The organism is Vibrio mediterranei, from assembly GCF_900088415.1.
Lineage (GTDB): Bacteria > Pseudomonadota > Gammaproteobacteria > Enterobacterales > Vibrionaceae > Vibrio > Vibrio mediterranei.
The window spans coordinates 465,538-482,881 of the sequence record NZ_FLLQ01000003.1 but is presented as its reverse complement, the minus strand read 5'-3'; the positions used below and the strand labels follow the sequence as shown (position 1 = coordinate 482,881).

Annotated in this window: 17 protein-coding genes; 9 read left to right on the top strand and 8 right to left on the bottom strand. The window is 42.4% G+C overall.

The window, feature by feature from the left end:
• Nucleotides 1-27: 27 nt before the first annotated feature.
• The 3 genes from VME0621_RS12080 to VME0621_RS12070 form a co-directional block, all read right to left on the bottom strand.
• A complete protein-coding gene (locus tag VME0621_RS12080) occupies nucleotides 28-774 on the bottom strand; it encodes an oligogalacturonate-specific porin KdgM family protein (protein ID WP_062457006.1) in 747 nt (248 codons plus the stop codon).
• 320 nt (nucleotides 775-1,094) lie between these two features.
• On the bottom strand, nucleotides 1,095-1,448 hold the full coding sequence (locus VME0621_RS12075) for a DUF2799 domain-containing protein (protein ID WP_006075232.1): 354 nt from the start codon (nucleotides 1,446-1,448) through the stop codon (nucleotides 1,095-1,097).
• Between the two features lie 222 nt (nucleotides 1,449-1,670).
• On the bottom strand, nucleotides 1,671-2,381 hold the full coding sequence (locus VME0621_RS12070; RefSeq protein WP_062457002.1) for an oligogalacturonate-specific porin KdgM family protein: 711 nt from the start codon (nucleotides 2,379-2,381) through the stop codon (nucleotides 1,671-1,673).
• Nucleotides 2,382-2,931: 550 nt separating this feature from the next.
• Here VME0621_RS12070 and VME0621_RS12065 point away from each other — a divergent pair.
• A complete protein-coding gene (locus VME0621_RS12065) occupies nucleotides 2,932-3,789 on the top strand; it encodes a TraB/GumN family protein (protein WP_062456999.1) in 858 nt (285 codons plus the stop codon).
• 400 nt (nucleotides 3,790-4,189) lie between these two features.
• A complete protein-coding gene (locus VME0621_RS26585; protein WP_156750267.1) occupies nucleotides 4,190-4,363 on the top strand; it encodes a hypothetical protein in 174 nt (57 codons plus the stop codon).
• A 32-nt stretch (nucleotides 4,364-4,395) separates the two neighbouring features.
• Here VME0621_RS26585 and cueR read toward each other — a convergent pair whose 3' ends face one another.
• Entirely contained in the window at nucleotides 4,396-4,806 is a 411-nt protein-coding gene (gene cueR / locus VME0621_RS12060) for a Cu(I)-responsive transcriptional regulator (RefSeq protein WP_062456996.1), read from the bottom strand.
• Between the two features lie 175 nt (nucleotides 4,807-4,981).
• On the opposite strand from cueR, the gene VME0621_RS12055 reads away from it, so the two are divergent.
• Nucleotides 4,982-5,611 (top strand): YccT family protein, encoded by a 630-nt coding sequence (locus VME0621_RS12055; RefSeq protein WP_038225403.1) that lies wholly within the window; start codon nucleotides 4,982-4,984, stop codon nucleotides 5,609-5,611.
• 198 nt (nucleotides 5,612-5,809) lie between these two features.
• Here the strand turns inward: VME0621_RS12055 and VME0621_RS12050 are convergent, their stop codons facing one another.
• The 3 genes from VME0621_RS12050 to zipA all read right to left on the bottom strand — a co-directional run bounded on the left by VME0621_RS12050 (nucleotide 5,810) and on the right by zipA (nucleotide 10,506).
• On the bottom strand, nucleotides 5,810-6,955 hold the full coding sequence (locus VME0621_RS12050) for a porin (RefSeq protein ID WP_062456993.1): 1,146 nt from the start codon (nucleotides 6,953-6,955) through the stop codon (nucleotides 5,810-5,812).
• 481 nt (nucleotides 6,956-7,436) lie between these two features.
• A complete protein-coding gene (gene ligA / locus VME0621_RS12045; protein WP_062456990.1) occupies nucleotides 7,437-9,440 on the bottom strand; it encodes an NAD-dependent DNA ligase LigA in 2,004 nt (667 codons plus the stop codon).
• Between the two features lie 67 nt (nucleotides 9,441-9,507).
• Nucleotides 9,508-10,506, bottom strand: a complete 999-nt coding sequence (zipA, locus tag VME0621_RS12040; protein ID WP_062456987.1) for a cell division protein ZipA — start codon at nucleotides 10,504-10,506, stop codon at nucleotides 9,508-9,510.
• A gap of 182 nt (nucleotides 10,507-10,688) precedes the next feature.
• Between zipA and cysZ the strand changes: the two genes are divergently transcribed.
• Nucleotides 10,689-11,426, top strand: coding sequence for a sulfate transporter CysZ (gene cysZ, locus VME0621_RS12035; RefSeq protein ID WP_062456984.1), 738 nt, complete (start codon nucleotides 10,689-10,691; stop codon nucleotides 11,424-11,426).
• A 77-nt stretch (nucleotides 11,427-11,503) separates the two neighbouring features.
• Here cysZ and VME0621_RS12030 read toward each other — a convergent pair whose 3' ends face one another.
• Nucleotides 11,504-11,974 (bottom strand): zinc ribbon-containing protein, encoded by a 471-nt coding sequence (locus VME0621_RS12030; RefSeq protein ID WP_006075222.1) that lies wholly within the window; start codon nucleotides 11,972-11,974, stop codon nucleotides 11,504-11,506.
• 183 nt (nucleotides 11,975-12,157) lie between these two features.
• Here VME0621_RS12030 and leuS point away from each other — a divergent pair, with 183 nt between their 5' ends.
• The 5 genes from leuS (at nucleotide 12,158) to rlmH (ending at nucleotide 17,333) form a co-directional block, all read left to right on the top strand.
• On the top strand, nucleotides 12,158-14,731 hold the full coding sequence (gene leuS, locus VME0621_RS12025) for a leucine--tRNA ligase (RefSeq protein WP_038225408.1): 2,574 nt from the start codon (nucleotides 12,158-12,160) through the stop codon (nucleotides 14,729-14,731).
• A 135-nt stretch (nucleotides 14,732-14,866) separates the two neighbouring features.
• Entirely contained in the window at nucleotides 14,867-15,439 is a 573-nt protein-coding gene (locus VME0621_RS12020) for an LPS-assembly lipoprotein LptE (protein WP_038225409.1), read from the top strand.
• A gap of 12 nt (nucleotides 15,440-15,451) precedes the next feature.
• Nucleotides 15,452-16,471, top strand: coding sequence for a DNA polymerase III subunit delta (holA, locus tag VME0621_RS12015; RefSeq protein WP_062456981.1), 1,020 nt, complete (start codon nucleotides 15,452-15,454; stop codon nucleotides 16,469-16,471).
• Between the two features lie 69 nt (nucleotides 16,472-16,540).
• Nucleotides 16,541-16,858 (top strand): ribosome silencing factor, encoded by a 318-nt coding sequence (gene rsfS / locus VME0621_RS12010; protein WP_006075611.1) that lies wholly within the window; start codon nucleotides 16,541-16,543, stop codon nucleotides 16,856-16,858.
• A gap of 4 nt (nucleotides 16,859-16,862) precedes the next feature.
• A complete protein-coding gene (gene rlmH / locus VME0621_RS12005) occupies nucleotides 16,863-17,333 on the top strand; it encodes a 23S rRNA (pseudouridine(1915)-N(3))-methyltransferase RlmH (RefSeq protein ID WP_006075610.1) in 471 nt (156 codons plus the stop codon).
• The last annotated feature ends 11 nt before the right edge of the window (nucleotides 17,334-17,344 follow it).

The following is a 17,344-nucleotide window of genomic DNA, read 5'->3' as shown; positions in this document are numbered from 1 at the left end:
ATAGCAGTCGCTGTGGCGTTTTTCTGGCTAAAAGTTATAAATCCCACCTATAAGAAATGCACTATTCGCTACACCATGGCCATATCGTGGTACTTTGACATCCCCTTGACTCTTGTACTCAAAATACGGCTGAAAAGCGTATTTCGTTAACGTCAACCTAAACTCATGGTCCATGGTGCTGTCCGTGTATGGGTAGTATGGCCCATAAGCTCCTATGCTATGGTAAACATTGTTATAGTGGATTGTCACTGGATGCGTTTGGAACGTATAGGCAATCTTGTTATCAAATCGATAATCTGTATCCGGCTTATACCCCCAACGGTCATGTTGTGCATAAACTTCGATTCGAGTGCGATGACTCAAAGAGAGACCTTGCTCAAAGTCATAGCCGATTTTAAAGAGTGGACGGTACTGCATGGTTTCACCCACTTGCATTAGGTGTTCATATCCAGCCCCTAGCCAGAAGTTGTCCGACATTTGAAAACGCTGCTCTACCCCTAGCGTTACCAAAGGAGCTCTCACGCGGTGTCCATAGTACATGTTATGGTGGTGATGGTGACCATCACTGTGAGGCGTTGCACCAATCGCAATATCTTCTATTTTGAGCTTAATCGTTGTATCCGTATCAAAAGTATGGCCTGCCGCCATCTTAGCTGTGGTTTTGGAATCATAGAGATAACTGCTATTGAACTGGATGTTACCTTCAATATATGACGATGCAGCAAATGCGCTGCTCGAGCTAAATGCGAGTGCCAAGAATGAAATTTTACGCAAGACGTTAGTCCTAACTTAGTCAGAAAAAAACGCATCTTCACGCTCGATTTACCTTGTGGCAAATTCTAACAAAGTCATGATTCTGCAAGACACAAATTGTCAAAAAATCAGATAAATACTGGAAATTCAATCAACTAGTTTAACCCTAACTTCGCTATGTAAATAAACCGTCTGAAAGACATATTTTCTGGACAGAAAAACGACAAAGGACGACCAATAGTCGACCTCAGTAAGGATAAGTAAAAGTTGCTGAGTAAACCGCAAATTTATTAAAACAAACTAAACGTTCAGATTTATATCAGCGTACCGCCTCAGTTCCTCTATAAGCGACCAAGACTTTGATTTGAACGTCCATCGTTATACTTCATTCGGAATCGCCAATCGAGGTCGTCACAAATCCCCAGATAGCTTTTCCCCATAATCCCTAACTTGTAGGCATCTTGCGCGCAGTATTCAGTTCGGCCTTTTTCATACCCTTCAGAGTAAGCCGTTTCTAAAGCCGCGTCATTGACGCTTAATTCTTCAGGTGTTTTTTTCATGTAGCCTTTTTTTGACTGCTCATAACCAAATGTCTGCCATGAATCACTCGTCCCATCTGTTGGAAAAGCTGTCTGTGTACAACCACTCATAAATACAACTGTGATTAAGCTAGATACAAGAAATTTAATGTTCATCTCATCATCCTTTTAAGTCATTACTGAAAACAAGAAGTTTAGTACGCCATGACTTGAGTATTCGTTCAGTGTCGTTCACGTATTTTATCGTGTCACTCTTAAGATAAGGAACAGATAAAAAGAAATTGCGAGGCACCTCTATTCTAAATCCGAACTTAGAACAGAAAAAAGGCTCCTGACGGAGCCCTAAATATGGAAATATGAACAATCTTGGGGGATAGATTAGAAGCCGTATGAAGCACCGAACACAACAGCGTTGTTTACTGCACTGCTTCCGTCAGCATTCTTTAGGCCGTGAGCTTGGCTACGGAACTCAAAGTATGGTTGTACGCCATCACGAGTCCAAGTTGCACGAAGCTCGTGGTCCATCGTATTAACTTTATCATCGCCGTTCGCATCTTTGTCGCCAGCTACTACGTATACGTTGTTATAAGAAAGAGCAATAGGCTGGTCAGCGAATTGATAGGCAATTTTGTTGTCTAAACGAACGTCGGTATCTGATTTGCGAGCTTGGCCATCTAATTGATTGTTAATGTGCATACGAGTACGGTTGCTCAAAGAAAGGCCGTTATCGAAGTTATAACCGATCTTGATCAGTGGGCGATACTGAATTGTTTCACCGCCTTGAATCAAGTGATGGTAACCTGCTGCAAACCAAAGGTGGTCAGTTGCGTTAAAGACCTGTTCCACACCCAAAGTAGTCGCTGGTAGTGGACTAGCACCATCTTGTACTTTACCCAGTGGAATAGCATCAAACTCAACTAAAAGCGTAGTGTTAGAGTCAAATGTATGGCCGGCTTCTAGCGTAGACGTTGCTTTAGAGCCTTGAAGGTACGTATCGTGAAACTGAACGTTACCAGTTACATAAGAAGAGCCTGCGAAAGCGCTAGTTGATGCAACTGCAAGAGCGGTAAGAGCGAGAACTTTTTTCATTATAACACCTATATATGCTTTAGTTTTGAGCAGCTTATGTTGCTGCCTTGATATGCTGCCGTTTGGCTTGAGCACACTATAACTAGATTTAATTCGCGCTAACAAATAATTCCCCCACCCAAGTGATCAAAATCACAACAAGAAAATGACAAAAAACATAAATCATTATAAAACAATAACTTAAAAAGGTTATATAAAACACCATAAATTTCCAAAGAAAAATTACCTATGATAGAAGTCACAAAAAACGTGCTTATATCGCCATATTGATGACAAAAATGTCGTAAAACCCACATACCATCGAAAATAACTCTTACAAAATCGTGACATCAAACGTACTTTTAGGTTTAAAACAGCATTTAATTCGCATCAAAAAAGTAGTTTTATCGGTAAAAAATAACCTAGAGCAGTAACTCTCCATTTCAACCTTGGCATTTGAGGAGCGAACTTGTGTTAGTCTGAACACTCAACCGTAGTTCAGAAAGTGGTAGATAAAGTGCTTAGAGGTATTTCGAGTTATATAAAGAGAGCTCAATTAGGGCCTTCATTCATGAACCTTCTGTTATTGGTCTCGTTTTTTTCTCATGCAGAACCACTGTTATGGCAAGCAGACAAAGGTGAACAGCGCCTCTATCTCATGGGGACAATTCACGTTGGAGATACCGAGCTCGATCCATTTTCTAGAGAGGTGACAGAAGCTTTAGATAGCTCTAATAGCCTGATTGTCGAAACACGCTTAAATGAAAAAGTTCGTTTCCCGCAAGAACCACAGCCCAGCGCGAAGCAAGTGTTAGATGAAGAATACTTAGCAACATTGAGTACAATCTTAAAACAGACCTCCCTCGTTCCAGCTACAATCTTGAGCTTACCGCCTTGGCAAGCAGCCCTAACCCTACAGCAATTACAATTCCAATCTCTTAATTACCAACCTCAGCTTGGCATTGATATGCAGTTTGTTCATTGGGCAAACACTCATCAATTACCAATAAAGGGCTTAGAGAGTTTACAATTTCAAATCGATTTACTCGCAAATCAGCCTGATGACGGATTAGATATGTTGAAACAAACAATCCAAGAGTGGCCAAATGGTGAAGCAAGTATCCAATGTTTAGTCGAGTCTTGGCGTATGGGAGATATAAATAACCTTGAAGAGGTGTTACAAGCAGAGGCCTACAACAATGACTTTTATCACTCATTTATCTACGAGCGAAATGAAAAGTGGGTAAAGATATTAAGCCAATCGCAAGAATACAGAACAGGAACCTATTTTGTGGCTGTGGGCGCACTACACCTTGTTGGAAAACATAGTGTTGTTGAATTGCTAAGAGAACAAGGTTATGCCATAAACCTACTTTCCACACCAAACAAGGCAAATTGCTCAATTTCTGGTACGAGTCAGGACAACTGACTATTATCGAAATTCATTCATTTTACCGACTCTTTACAACAAAACGTCGAAAACCAGATATTTTTGAGCTGATAACACGTCACCGTAAATAAGACTCCCTTAGATCCCTTAATTACCAACTAGTTAACTGTCATTCTCATAGATTATTCTAGAAACTAAGTAAGTTATTTTAAGTAGTTGAGTGGTATTTCCCCATAATACATGACAAAGTTATAGATTATTTTTACTTTTTAAATCATACACTTATTAATTTAATGCAATTAATAAGTTCCACTTTTTTGGAATTAAAAATTTTTTAATTCTTGCTCTTTTTTTTGATCTTTATTCTCTCTTGTTCATACTTAGGATTATCTCGAAGTGTGAGATGCCTCCAAATTTTAAATAATTGAAAGGGATCATTATGAAAATTTTCTCAGCACTAATCTTCGGCATCATGCTGACGCTTGCTCCAATCACCCATGCCTCAAACAGTTCAGCGTTAGGTCCATATGTCGACTGCCAACTAAGTGATGGCACTCAAACCTATACTCCTATTGAGCGTTGCGAACGTTTGGGTGGCCAAAAGCGCTTTTGATATAACGGCCCCCTGGCTGCATAGTACAAATATTAGGTTTGGACTTTTGTATTGCAGCCTTGCATCAAATCATCGACGATTGGACATGCCGAATTAGTGTCTCCCGGGCACTGAGAAAGCCAGACTTCCAGTTGCTGTTCGATAGCTTGCAACTCTGAAATTTTACGTTTAACTTCCGCAAGTTTTTCGCTGGTTCGACGTTTAACTTCAGCACTCGTCCTGTCCGTTTTGAAGGCTAGCGACACCATATCGCGACACTCATCGAGCGTGAAACCGACTCGTTTGGCCTTAGCAACGACACTTAATTCATCAACGTGCTTTGCAGAATAGATACGATAGCCATTATCGCTTCTCAACGGTGACGAGATAATTTTCTTTTCTTCATACAGCCGAATTGATTTCGTTGTTAGACCGGTCTTTTTAGCAACTTCACTGATGTTCATATCGAACTCCACTTAAGCAAACCTACACAATTATTCAAATGATAAGTGACTCGCAATTTTCTGTACAGACGCTTTCTGCTTTCATAACAACGCTATTATTCGCGATGTAAAAAAACTAAGATGAAACAGACCCTACAAGAGAATTGCCATATTGGCAAAGTACTAAGGAGTGGTAATGAGATTAACAAAAACACTACTTGCGAGTCTAATTTTGGCACCATCACTAGCCTACTCGTCAGTGACCATTGACGTGCCCTCAGGCATCCAACTGCTCACCGTTAATGGTAAAGATGCTGGCTACTCAAACTTTGGTTTCGATAGTAAAGACAACATCGTTCTCGATAACGGTGTAAACCAACTGGTTTTCAGGATTTCTAAAATAGTAATGGAAACCGGCTCGGACAAAACCAAATTTAAATCTCAACCTTTAGTCGCAACGTTTGATGCAAAGGACAAGGATATCTCGATATCCGTGCCTAACATTAAGACACTGCAACAAGGTATGGAGTTCAATAGTAAACCAACCTTTGAACTTGTTAGCGATTCAAAGGCCCTCGTTGGCGTGAAGAAAGATCAGCTAGGTTTAACGTTTAGTCTAACTGCAGATATGGCACAAGAAGTAAAAGACTATAACCAAACCAACGCCGTCGCTAGCTTGTCACACTATTCACAATCAAACACAAAAACGGTAGACATCCAACTTGATGATGATGTGTACCAATCTTTAAAACGCTCTTTCAAAAGTGCCTCATACGAAGAAAGAAAGAAGTTTCTTACTTGGGCAATCAGCAACCTCGAAGAATAATTCAACCTACTGTGCCCGCACTCGTGGGCACATTTTTACTTTATCGCTAGCTCTCCTTTCCTTAACTCAACGTTATTTAATTCCATCTTCTGTGTTTTTGTTAAAACAGTTATTTTTCAATCTTACTGTGAATTACAACAATAAAAAACGGCCCCTATTACTAGGAGCCGAAGGTATAAGGCAGTATCAGATTGTATTTTAGAAGTAGTACTCTACGCCTAGACCCCAGCCGAACTCTGCAGAAGAGTTATCTTTGGAAATCATATACGGACGAACATATGTGATTGCAGAGTCGTCCAAGAAGTAAAGTGCTTGCGCAGAAACAATATAATCTGCTAAATCGCTAACTTTAGTACCATCAATTTCAGGGTCAAGGTTAGCAGCGTAGTTCATTTTGAACTGCCAGTTTTCTACTCCGCTATACACAGCACCTAGAGAGTAACTATTTTGTGATAACTTAGAGCCAACGAACTCAGATAGGTCAAGTACAGGGTCGTTTGAGTCCACAGGAGTGTGCTTTATTTCGTTGTACTTAGCTTCTTCATATTTGAATGCGCCATTAAATGCAAAGGTATCAAAGTTAAGCTCAAAGCCTAATAATGCAGCTTGGGTATCAGAGCGACCAGATACTTCATCTTTATCACCGATTACTGGCTGACCCGGATTTTGTTTGATCCAGTTATTATATGCGGTATTGAGGGCATCAATGTTGCGATCTTTACCGTACTCGTAGCCACCATGTAGAGTTAATACGCCAACAGTATAATGGGCGCCTAGACCATAGAAGTTAGAGTCCGACTGGCTTTCGTCACCACGACCGGCCGCTAGGTTGAAGGTAAAACCACCTAGGTTAGCAGAATCATAGCGAACCATGTTTGATTGACGGTCATAACGAGCACCACCAACAACATCACCACCCCAGTCAAAAATAGCACCAGCACGTTGACCTGAGTATGGCCAGTCGATGATTTCATAGAGTGGTGTCAACATACGACCAATACGTACACGACCAGCTTCTTCGAACTCAAAACCACCGTAGGTATCACGAACACCTAGACCACTAGCAGCACCGTCATCACCAACGTTACCGCCTTCCAATTGCCAAATAAACTTAGGACCACGTGCTAGTTCATGTGAACCGCGTAAACCAAAGCGAGATTCATTTTCTAGTTTCAGTGGAGCATCACCGCCACCAATTTTATCTTCGCCATATTGCCATACAGACAATGCAACTTGACCATAAAGATCAACTGTATCTGTTGCCGGTTTCGCTTGTACTGCACCCGCCATTGTTAAAGACGCCACTGCTGCACCGATAAGAGTGCGTTTAAACATTTTTTCCATGGAATAACTCCTAAAAATGGATATAGCTGTTTTTTATATTTCACTCTTAAGTTGGCCGCCGAAGGGTGAAATATTTCCTTATTTATTTAACCAAACAGACTGGTTAATTTTCCTGTCTACACCTTGTGTATCCATATTCACAAGACTAACTTCGCAGAGAAAATTATCAATTTCAAAATCAATTAAGCTAAAAAAAATAGGACGCACAACAAACTTTTGCCTTGGTTATTGATGAAGATCTTATTTTTCAATCATCGCTACAATGAAATGCTTTACACCCTTTAACTTCAACAAGTTAAATCATTATTAACATTGCCGTTCGTGATATGGCTCGCATGGATTTTTTATTTAATTTAATTAAATAAAAAAACGCTATTTATACGATTGTTTTTTATTTATGACGTAGTAGGACTCACATTATTTGAACTCACTCGCAAAAAAAAGAGCTCCATATTAGGAGCTCTTTTTTCTATTTCTTAAGTCAGCCGACTAATTCTATTAGGTCGTCCTCAGTTCTAATCTCAATATTGAGCTCTTGTGCTTTAGCCAATTTAGAACCTGCATTTTCTCCAGCAAATAAAATATCGGTTTTCTTAGAAACACTTCCCGTCACTTTTGCCCCAAGCGCCTGAAGTGCTGCCTTGGCATCATTGCGGTTTAGCTGTGATAACGACCCAGTTAAAACCACCGTCTTGCCCGCAAGTGGTTGAGGTGTATCTTCCGCTGGTGCTTCCACTGCCGCCCAATGAATACCTGCTGCAATCAATGCCTCAATTACTTTTTGATTAGATTCAGCAGCGAAGAAGAACCGAATATGCTTAGCAACAATCTCACCGACATCAGGTACTTCAATCAACTGATCATGAGTCGCGTTCATCACATTTTCTAAAGTTTCAAAATGCGTTGATAGATTCGCAGCGGTGGCTTCACCAACTTCACGAATCCCCAGTGAGTACAGGAATCTCGCTAGTGTGGTTTCTTTTGACACATTTAGAGCATTGACGACATTCTGTGCGGACTTAGGTCCCATGCGCTCTAAAATAGTGAGTTGCCCCGCGGATAACTTGAACAAATCTGCTGGTGTCTCGACCATTTCTTTGTCTACAAGTTGCTCTATTACTTTCTCCCCAAGACCATCAACGTCTAAAGCCTTACGAGAAACAAAGTGTTTTAGTGCTTCTTTACGCTGTGCTTGGCAAACTAAGCCACCAGTACAACGGGCTACCGCTTCTCCTTCAATGCGTTCAATCAGAGATGCACAAACCGGACATTCAGAAGGAAAAACGATTTCTTTTGCATCCGCAGGTCGGCGCTCTGGTACATAAGAAACAATTTGAGGAATAACATCCCCTGCGCGGCGAATAATAACACTATCACCAACTTTCACACCGAGACGCTCAATTTCATCGGCATTATGCAAGGTAGCATTGCTTACCGTCACGCCACCAACAAACACTGGCTCTAGCTTCGCAACAGGGGTAATGGCTCCGGTACGTCCAACCTGGAACTCGACAGAGTTCAGTACCGTAATTTCTTCTTGAGCGGGGAATTTATAGGCGATCGCCCAGCGAGGGGCTCGAGCCACAAAACCTAACTGCTCTTGTAGGGCAATGTCGTCAACTTTAATCACGACGCCATCTATTTCATATTCAAGCTCATCACGCTTATCTTGGATCGCTTTGTGGTAGGCTTTAACTTCTTCGATATTGTTAACGCGTTTGGTTTCAGGCCCCATTGGAAAGCCTAAAGATTTGAGTTTTAGAAAGCGATCATAATGACTTGCTGGTAACTCGGTACCTTCAACAATGCCCAGACTATAGGCATAGAAGCTTAGAGGACGAGTTGCGGTGATGCGTGAGTCTAATTGACGTAAGCTACCTGCTGCCGCATTTCTTGGGTTTACAAACACTTTCTCGCCTTTTCTTTCGGCAAGCTCATTAAGTTTTGCAAACCCAGCTTTAGGCATAAATACTTCACCGCGTACTTCAATGCGCGCTGGAATGTCGTCGCCTTGCAGCTTCAGTGGAATTGCACTAATAGTACGAACATTCTCTGTGATGTTCTCCCCCGTAGTACCATCACCACGAGTTGCAGCTTGAACAAGTACACCATTTTCATAAAGCAAACTCACTGCTAATCCATCGAGTTTTACTTCGCAACAATAAGCACCAGTATCGGTTCTATTTACTCGATCACAAATGCGCTTATTAAAACTATCTAAATCTTCATCTGAGAAAGCATTATCCAAAGACAACATCGGTATTTCATGTTTCACTTGGGTAAAACTGTCAAGTGGTAACCCTCCGACTCGCTGACTTGGCGAATCTACCGTTACCCAGTCAGGATGCTCAGCTTCAATAGCGAGCAATTCTTGCATTAGTCTGTCGTACTCGACATCCGGAATCTCTGGGCTGTCTTCTACATAGTACTTCACGCCATGATAGTGAAGTTGCTCTTTCAGTTCATTTAATCGTTGTTGCGACATGGTATACCTTGGTAGTACGGATAAAAAAGGCTCCCGAGGAGCCTTTTCTCTATCATAAGTGGAACAATTACGCGCTTACTTTCGCTGCGTTAAAGTCTTGAATTTGTTTACGGTAGGCATCAAGTCTTGTCGGTGTCATTAAGTTACGCTTGTCGTCAAGAACGTTGCCTCCAAGATCATCAGCAATTTGCTGCGCTGTTCTTAGCATCAACTTGAAGTTCTGCTCGGCTTCGCCAAAACAAGGTAGAGTCATAAAGAACGAGATACCCTTGGTAGTAAAAGTGGCTGGATCATTATGTTGAAGCGTACCTGGCTGCATCATATTTGCCACACTAAATAATACTTTTCCTGTACCTGATAAATCGGCATGACGGTGGAAGATATCCATTTCACCGTAAATAAGACCATTCTGGCGCATGCTATCAAACAGCTGAGTACCTACAAAATCTTCAGAACCAGCACAATGCACGTTCATCACAATCACCTGCATTTCAGGCTCTTCAGGTTCACTTTCAGCCTGTATAGGTGCACTTGTTTCCTTTGCCGACGTTAGGGTTGGTGCCTCAAGAGACTGAGGTTTTGCTGTTAATTCCTCATCAGCATCATCGAATTTGTTCAGGTCTAGCTGAGGTTCAAGCTTTTCAAATTCTTCAGGTTCGACATCGGTTTTAGCCGAAAATGATGGTAGCTCTTCTTCAACTATCTCTTCGGACAGCGCAGAGACCGGAGCCTTTTCTGATTGTTCTTCTACAGATTCGGGGTGGACCGGTTCGTCATGCTCGAAACTCTGTTCAGAATGGCTGGCGACATCATCTAATGGATCATAATTAGTCTGTTGTTGGTTCAAACCAAAGTCAGGTTCATTACGCGTTTTTCTTACAATTTCGAAATCGTCTTCTGGCGCAACGTATTCGTCTTCTTGCTCAGCGTTGTCATCCAACTTTCCTAACGGCCTATCACCGAACTTCTTCTGTCCTTCTTTTTTGCTAGACCATAGGCCATGGAACAGCAGCGCCGCGATAGCTAGGGCACCGACAATAATGAGTACGAATCGCAATTCCTGCATTGTTTGCTCTCAACGTTAAAAAATAGTCCTTAATGAGGTGAATACACCTCAGCTCACTCTACTTTACCAAAACTCTATAGACTATTAGAACACCTTAGTATAAGAAGTTTGTGATTTCCTTAAGTCTTTTTTGATATAGTCGCTAAGAAACAACAGTAGCAAAAGGTAAAAGGAAGCATATTTTGAACAAAGCCAAAACCAGATTCGGTTACTTTCATCAAGGTTTTCAAATCGCCTTTACACCGGGTATCCGTCGTTATGTACTGCTACCATTACTTGCCAATATTTTGTTAGTTGGTTCAGCAATGTACTACCTTTTCTCCAACCTCAACCCGTGGATTGAAGGCTGGCTAGGCTATTTGCCTGAATTTCTCTCTTGGTTGAGTTATGTGCTTTGGCCGCTACTCGCCATCACTATATTCGCGACCTTTTCTTACTTCTTTAGCACATTGGCTAACTTTATCGCCGCTCCATTCAATGGCCTTTTAGCAGAGAAAGTGGAAGAAATGCTAACCGGTCAAAGAGTTTCAGAAGTCGGGATCATGAGCGTTGTCAAAGACGTTCCAAGAATTATGGCTCGGGAATGGCGAAAGCTATTGTATACCTTGCCTAAAGCTATCGGCTTATTCTTACTGCTACTTATCCCTGCGCTTGGTCAAACGATAGGACCTTTTCTATGGTTCATTTTTACCGCTTGGATGTTAGCAATTCAATACTGTGATTATCCATTTGATAACCACAAGGTACCATTTAACGACATGCGAATGTCTATGAAGCAAAAACAGGGAAAAGCCTACAGCTTCGGTATGCTTGTCTCGGTATTTACAACAATCCCAATACTTAACCTGTTTATCGTTCCAGTATCAGTATGTGGCGCAACAGCTATGTGGGTGCAAGAATTCAAACAGCAATATAAGTAGCTGTTTCTCACTATCTAGAAGTATCTAAAGAGACTGTAGGCAAGCCCAAGCCATACAGTCTCTAGCACCGCTAGCTTCTATGGTTTTAGTGGTTGTCGACTAAATGTACTATGACCACATTTTGGACAATCAGAAATGGTAGTTGGGTGATTGTATTCTGTCTTATGCCCACACTGTTCACACACCAAAATACCTAATCCTATCATTTCTCCTGAGGAATAAACGCCCTGATGCTCAAGATCTTGGAACAGCTCGACCCACTCGACTTTTGTTCTATCTGTGATATCCAGCAGACCTTGCCAAATTGAATTAGCAATCATGAGATAGAAGGGCCCGCTTTTACTCTCTTCGTAGTTTTCGGCAAATTCCTTTAGATCAGACTTCACATACGCAGAAATTAACGCCATTTCGTCCTTAGTCATATCGTTGGCGGCCTCAACCACTTGTCCTGATTTTTCAAGCACGTGCTGTAACTCTTCAGGACTGTGTTTTAGGTTGTCAACCACATCTTCAATCATTTCTTCATAACTGGCTTTACGCTTAGGCATACATCCCCCTATTTTCACCAAAGTAGCAGAACACTATGTGATTACCATTAACGTGCATCACCTCTTCTCCCACGAAGGGTATATTGACTATTGTTGACCGGGCTTCCTTTAGGTATTCTATGACGATCTAATAGTTTCTGTGGTAACAGAACTCACAAATTCCAAGATAACCGGAAATCATCGATGCAAGAACAATATAACCCGCAAGATATTGAACGTAACGTTCAACAGCACTGGGACAACAATAAGACCTTTGTTGTAAGTGAAGACCCAAATAAAGAAAAATTCTACTGTCTGTCTATGTTCCCTTATCCAAGTGGACGACTGCACATGGGTCACGTGCGTAACTACACCATCGGTGATGTGGTATCTCGTTTCCAACGCCTACAAGGTAAAAACGTAATGCAACCAATTGGTTGGGACGCGTTTGGCCTACCTGCTGAAAACGCAGCAGTAAAAAACAACACAGCGCCAGCACCATGGACTTATGAAAATATTGAGTACATGAAAAACCAACTTAAGTTGCTTGGTTTTGGCTACGACTGGAACCGTGAGTTTGCTACGTGCACACCAGAGTACTACCGTTGGGAGCAAGAGTTCTTCACTAAGCTTTACGAAAAAGGCTTAGTATACAAAAAAACCTCTTCTGTTAACTGGTGCCCAAATGACTTAACTGTTCTAGCAAACGAACAGGTTGAAGATGGCTGTTGCTGGCGTTGTGATACTCCAGTTGAACAAAAAGAAATCCCACAGTGGTTTATTAAAATCACAGAATACGCCCAAGAGCTTCTTGATGATTTAGACAACCTAGAAGGTTGGCCTGAAATGGTTAAAACCATGCAGCGCAACTGGATTGGTCGCTCTGAAGGTGTTGAACTGAAGTTTGAAGTACAAGGTCATCAAGACCTTGAAGTATATACCACGCGTCCAGATACTCTTATGGGTGTTACATACGTAGGTATCGCTGCAGGCCACCCTCTTGCTGCTGTTGCGGCTGAAAACAACCCTGAGTTAGCTGCATTTATCGATGAGTGTAAGAACAACAAGGTTGCAGAAGCTGAACTAGCAACAATGGAGAAAAAAGGTATGGCAACCGGCCTTACTGCTATTCATCCATTGAATGGTCGTGAAGTGCCAGTATTCGTTGCTAACTTCGTCTTGATGGATTACGGAACAGGTGCAGTTATGGCGGTTCCTGGTCATGACCAACGTGACTTTGAGTTTGCTACTAAATACAACCTAGATATTCTTCCTGTCATCAAACCGGTTGACGGCAGCGAGCTTGATATTTCAGAAGCGGCTTACACTGAGAAAGGCATACTATTTAACTCTGGCGAGTTCGATGGACTTGAGTTCCAGGCCGCGTTCGATGCTATCTCTGCTAAGTTAGAAGCAGAAGGCAAAGGTCACAAGACCGTAAATTTCCGTCTACGTGACTGGGGTGTTTCTCGTCAACGCTATTGGGGTGCTCCAATTCCAATGGTAACGACTGAAGATGGTGAAGTTCACCCGGTTCCAGCAGAGCAACTTCCTGTAATCCTTCCGGAAGATGTTGTTATGGATGGCGTAACTAGCCCAATCAAAGCTGATAAAGAGTGGGCCAAAACGACCTTCAACGGTGAGCCAGCACTACGTGAAACAGACACCTTCGACACCTTCATGGAATCTTCTTGGTATTATGCACGTTACTGCTCTCCGCAAGCTGATGATATTTTAGATCCAGAAAAAGCGAACTATTGGCTACCTGTTGACCAATACATTGGTGGTATCGAACACGCATGTATGCACTTACTGTACTCTCGCTTCTTCCATAAGTTGCTTCGTGATGCGGGCTATGTAACTTCCGACGAACCATTTAAGAAACTCCTATGTCAAGGTATGGTGCTTGCTGATGCTTTCTACCACACTAACGAAAAAGGCACCAAAGAGTGGATCGCTCCTACAGACGTAAAAGTTGAGCGTGACGGTAAAGGTCGCATTTCCTCTGCAACAGACAACCAAGGTCGTGACGTAGAGCACTCAGGCATGATCAAAATGTCTAAGTCGAAGAATAACGGTATTGACCCGCAAGAAATGGTAGACAAATACGGTGCTGATACTGTACGTCTATTCATGATGTTCGCCTCACCTGCGGATATGACATTAGAGTGGCAAGAGTCTGGTGTGGAAGGTGCAAACCGTTTCCTTAAACGTGTTTGGAAGTTGGTAAAAGAACATACAGAAAAAGGTACAGCGGAAAGCGTTGACGTTTCGGCTCTATCTTCAGACCAAAAAGCACTGCGCCGTGATGTTCATAAGACCATTGCAAAAGTAACCGATGATGTTGACCGTCGCCAAACATTCAATACAGCGATTGCCGCCATTATGGAGCTAATGAACAAACTTGCTAAGGCACCTCAAGACACAGCACAAGACCGTGCGATTCTTGATGAAGCTCTACAAGCGGTCGTTGCCATGCTTTACCCTATCACTCCGCATATCTGTTTCGAGATGTGGACGGCACTGGGTAATGCAGACATCGACAATGCTGTGTGGCCAACATTTGATGAAAAAGCCCTCGTTGAAGATGAAAAACTTATCGTTGTTCAAGTTAACGGCAAGCTACGCGCTAAGCTGACAGTTGCTGCGGATGCAACTAAAGAACAAGTAGAAGAACTTGGTCTTAACGACGAGAACGTGACGAAATTCACTGATGGAAAAACCATCCGTAAAGTGATTTACGTACCGGGTAAACTACTGAATATTGTAGCTAATTAATTTAGTTGTCTTTATGATACCAAGAGTCGCGAAGAATTCTTCGCGGCTCTTTTATCAGCCACACATAAAAGTCTTATTTAAGTTCACTGCCTAATGAAACTTACATAAGCCTTTTTAACAGAGTCTGCGAGCACTATGCGCCTATTTAAAACCAAATTTTCACAAATTAGTTTCGTAATCCTACTCACTACTCTGCTCAGCGCATGTGGTTTCCAACTCAGAGGCGAATACACTGTCCCTGAAGATATAAAAGAAATGTCTGTCACCAGTTTTGACCAATACAGTAAGATCACTCGATTAGTAAAAGAGCAGTTACGCCTCAGTCAAATTGAATTGGTTGAACCTCGTAAAGACATTCCAAACTTACACATAATCAGTGAGCAAATCACCGACAGGACATTATCCCTCTATCAAAACACTCGCGCGGCCGAAAAAGAAATTGTCTATGATGTTAATTATCGAGTTTCAATTCCCGATGTCGGTAGCAAAGATTTTACTGCAACAATGACACGCAGCTACTTGGATAACCCGCTATCGGCACTAGCAAAGTCTGCCGAACGTAAGCTGCTTGAAGATGAAATGCGCGAGTTCTCAGCTCAGCAAATGATGCGTCAAATGGCACGACTCAAAGCTGAAATCGAGGAGCATGAGTTAGAAATGTTGAATACTACTGAGCCAGCATCAACTAGCCAAAACACCCAATCATAACGGCCAATTAGCGTGAGAGTATTTGCTGACCGCCTTGCAGAAACACTGAACCGTCAGTGGTATGGCTGCTATCTTATTTTTGGTAATGAACCGCTATTTGTCCAAGAAAGTCGAGACTCGATCATTCGTCATGCTCGACAATTAGGATTTGAAGAACATCACCGTTTCTCCGTGGACAGTTCACTGGATTGGAATGATGTCTATGATTGCACACAAGCACTTAGCCTGTTTTCATCTAAGCAAATTATAGAACTATCTATCCCTGAGTCTGGTATTAACGCTGCTATCGCCAAACAGTTGTTAGAAATATCGTCTCACTTGCATGAAGACATTGTTGTTATCATCACTGGGGCTAAGCTGACGAGGGCTCAAGAGTCGGCAAAATGGTTCAAGGCTCTAAATGGCTGTTTGGTGAGCTGCGCTGCCCCTGATGTCAAACACCTCCCTCAATGGGTAATGAGGCGATGCAATGCCTCAGGACTTAAGCCTGACGGTGAAGCAATACAGCTCCTATGTCAGTGGCATGAGGGAAACCTGTTTGCTCTTTCTCAAAGCTTAGAGAAGCTGTCATTGCTCTATCCTGATGGCCAACTCAACCTGCTCCGTGTTCAAGAGTCCCTAAGCCGTCATAACCATTTTACAGTGTTCCACTGGATAGACGCGATCTTAGAAGGTAAACCAAAACGAGCGAATCGAATTCTCTTACAACTTGAAGCAGAAGGAATAGAAGCCGTTATTTTGTTGCGTTCGATTCAAAAAGAGCTTCAACAGCTCATCAAAATGCAACAGATGTTGACTCAATCTTCGCTTAACCAAGTCTTTGATAGCTTTAGAGTGTGGCAAAATAAAAAACCACTCTATAGCGCTGCTCTGCAGCGCCTTACCGCAATACGACTTAAACAAGCCATGCAACTACTCGCTTCAATCGAGGTCCAAGTAAAGACCCAATACGAGTTGAGCCCGTGGCCCTTTCTACACCAGCTAACGCTCAACCTGAGTGCTACTGACAGCAGCCTGTCTTTACATCCATAATTTCGTGGTATAATTGCAGGTCAATTGAGCCTGAGGCTCAACTTAATTAAGAACAACGAGGAAAAACTTTTGCAACGCGAAGAATTGAAACTATTTCTAGCCGACAAAGCCGACGATATGAAAGCACAAGACATCGTAACGATTGATGTTGAAGGGAAGTCTAGCGTGACTGATTTTATGATTGTCTGTACGGGTACGTCAAAAAGACATGTAATTTCAATTGCCGATCATGTTGCTTCTGAAGTGAAGAAAGCTGGTATGGAACCTCTCGGCGTTGACGGCGAGCAAGAAGGTGAGTGGGTGGTTCTCGATATGGGTTCAACCATGCTGCATGTCATGCAGGAACAGCACCGTGACCTTTACCAATTAGAAAAGCTTTGGAGCTAATACATTGAAACTCCAACTCATCGCTGTCGGTACAAAAATGCCGAAATGGGTCGAAGAAGGCTTTCAAGAATACAAGCGTCGTTTCCCTCATGATATGCCACTTGAACTGGTGGAAATTGTCGCGGGGAAGCGAGGCAAAAATGCTGATATTGCACGTATCTTACAAAAAGAGGGCGAAGCGATGTTAGCGGCGGTTCCTAAAGGAAACCGTATTGTGACATTAGATATTCCAGGTAAGAAATGGGATACCCCTCAACTGGCTGAGCAACTCGAGAGCTGGAAGCTAGATGGGCGCGACGTCTCTATTTTGATTGGTGGCCCAGAAGGTCTGGCACCAGCTTGTAAAGCCGCAGCTGATCAAAGCTGGTCACTTTCAGCGCTAACGCTACCCCACCCTCTCGTGAGAATTGTCATGGCGGAAAGCCTCTATCGCGCTTGGTCAATTACTGCAAACCATCCTTACCATAGAGAGTAAGCCAACAAGTT

What these genes read in the sequence shown, in the direction of transcription:
- VME0621_RS12075 (WP_006075232.1), bottom strand. Translation starts at nt 1,448, where the DNA reads ATGAACATTAAATTTCTTGTATCTAGCTTAATCACAGTTGTATTTATG.
- VME0621_RS12070 (WP_062457002.1), bottom strand. Translation starts at nt 2,381, where the DNA reads ATGAAAAAAGTTCTCGCTCTTACCGCTCTTGCAGTTGCATCAACTAGC.
- VME0621_RS12065 (WP_062456999.1), top strand. Translation starts at nt 2,932, where the DNA reads ATGAACCTTCTGTTATTGGTCTCGTTTTTTTCTCATGCAGAACCACTG.
- VME0621_RS26585 (WP_156750267.1), top strand. Translation starts at nt 4,190, where the DNA reads ATGAAAATTTTCTCAGCACTAATCTTCGGCATCATGCTGACGCTTGCT.
- cueR (WP_062456996.1), bottom strand. Translation starts at nt 4,806, where the DNA reads ATGAACATCAGTGAAGTTGCTAAAAAGACCGGTCTAACAACGAAATCA.
- VME0621_RS12055 (WP_038225403.1), top strand. Translation starts at nt 4,982, where the DNA reads ATGAGATTAACAAAAACACTACTTGCGAGTCTAATTTTGGCACCATCA.
- VME0621_RS12050 (WP_062456993.1), bottom strand. Translation starts at nt 6,955, where the DNA reads ATGGAAAAAATGTTTAAACGCACTCTTATCGGTGCAGCAGTGGCGTCT.
- ligA (WP_062456990.1), bottom strand. Translation starts at nt 9,440, where the DNA reads ATGTCGCAACAACGATTAAATGAACTGAAAGAGCAACTTCACTATCAT.
- zipA (WP_062456987.1), bottom strand. Translation starts at nt 10,506, where the DNA reads ATGCAGGAATTGCGATTCGTACTCATTATTGTCGGTGCCCTAGCTATC.
- VME0621_RS12030 (WP_006075222.1), bottom strand. Translation starts at nt 11,974, where the DNA reads ATGCCTAAGCGTAAAGCCAGTTATGAAGAAATGATTGAAGATGTGGTT.
- leuS (WP_038225408.1), top strand. Translation starts at nt 12,158, where the DNA reads ATGCAAGAACAATATAACCCGCAAGATATTGAACGTAACGTTCAACAG.
- VME0621_RS12020 (WP_038225409.1), top strand. Translation starts at nt 14,867, where the DNA reads ATGCGCCTATTTAAAACCAAATTTTCACAAATTAGTTTCGTAATCCTA.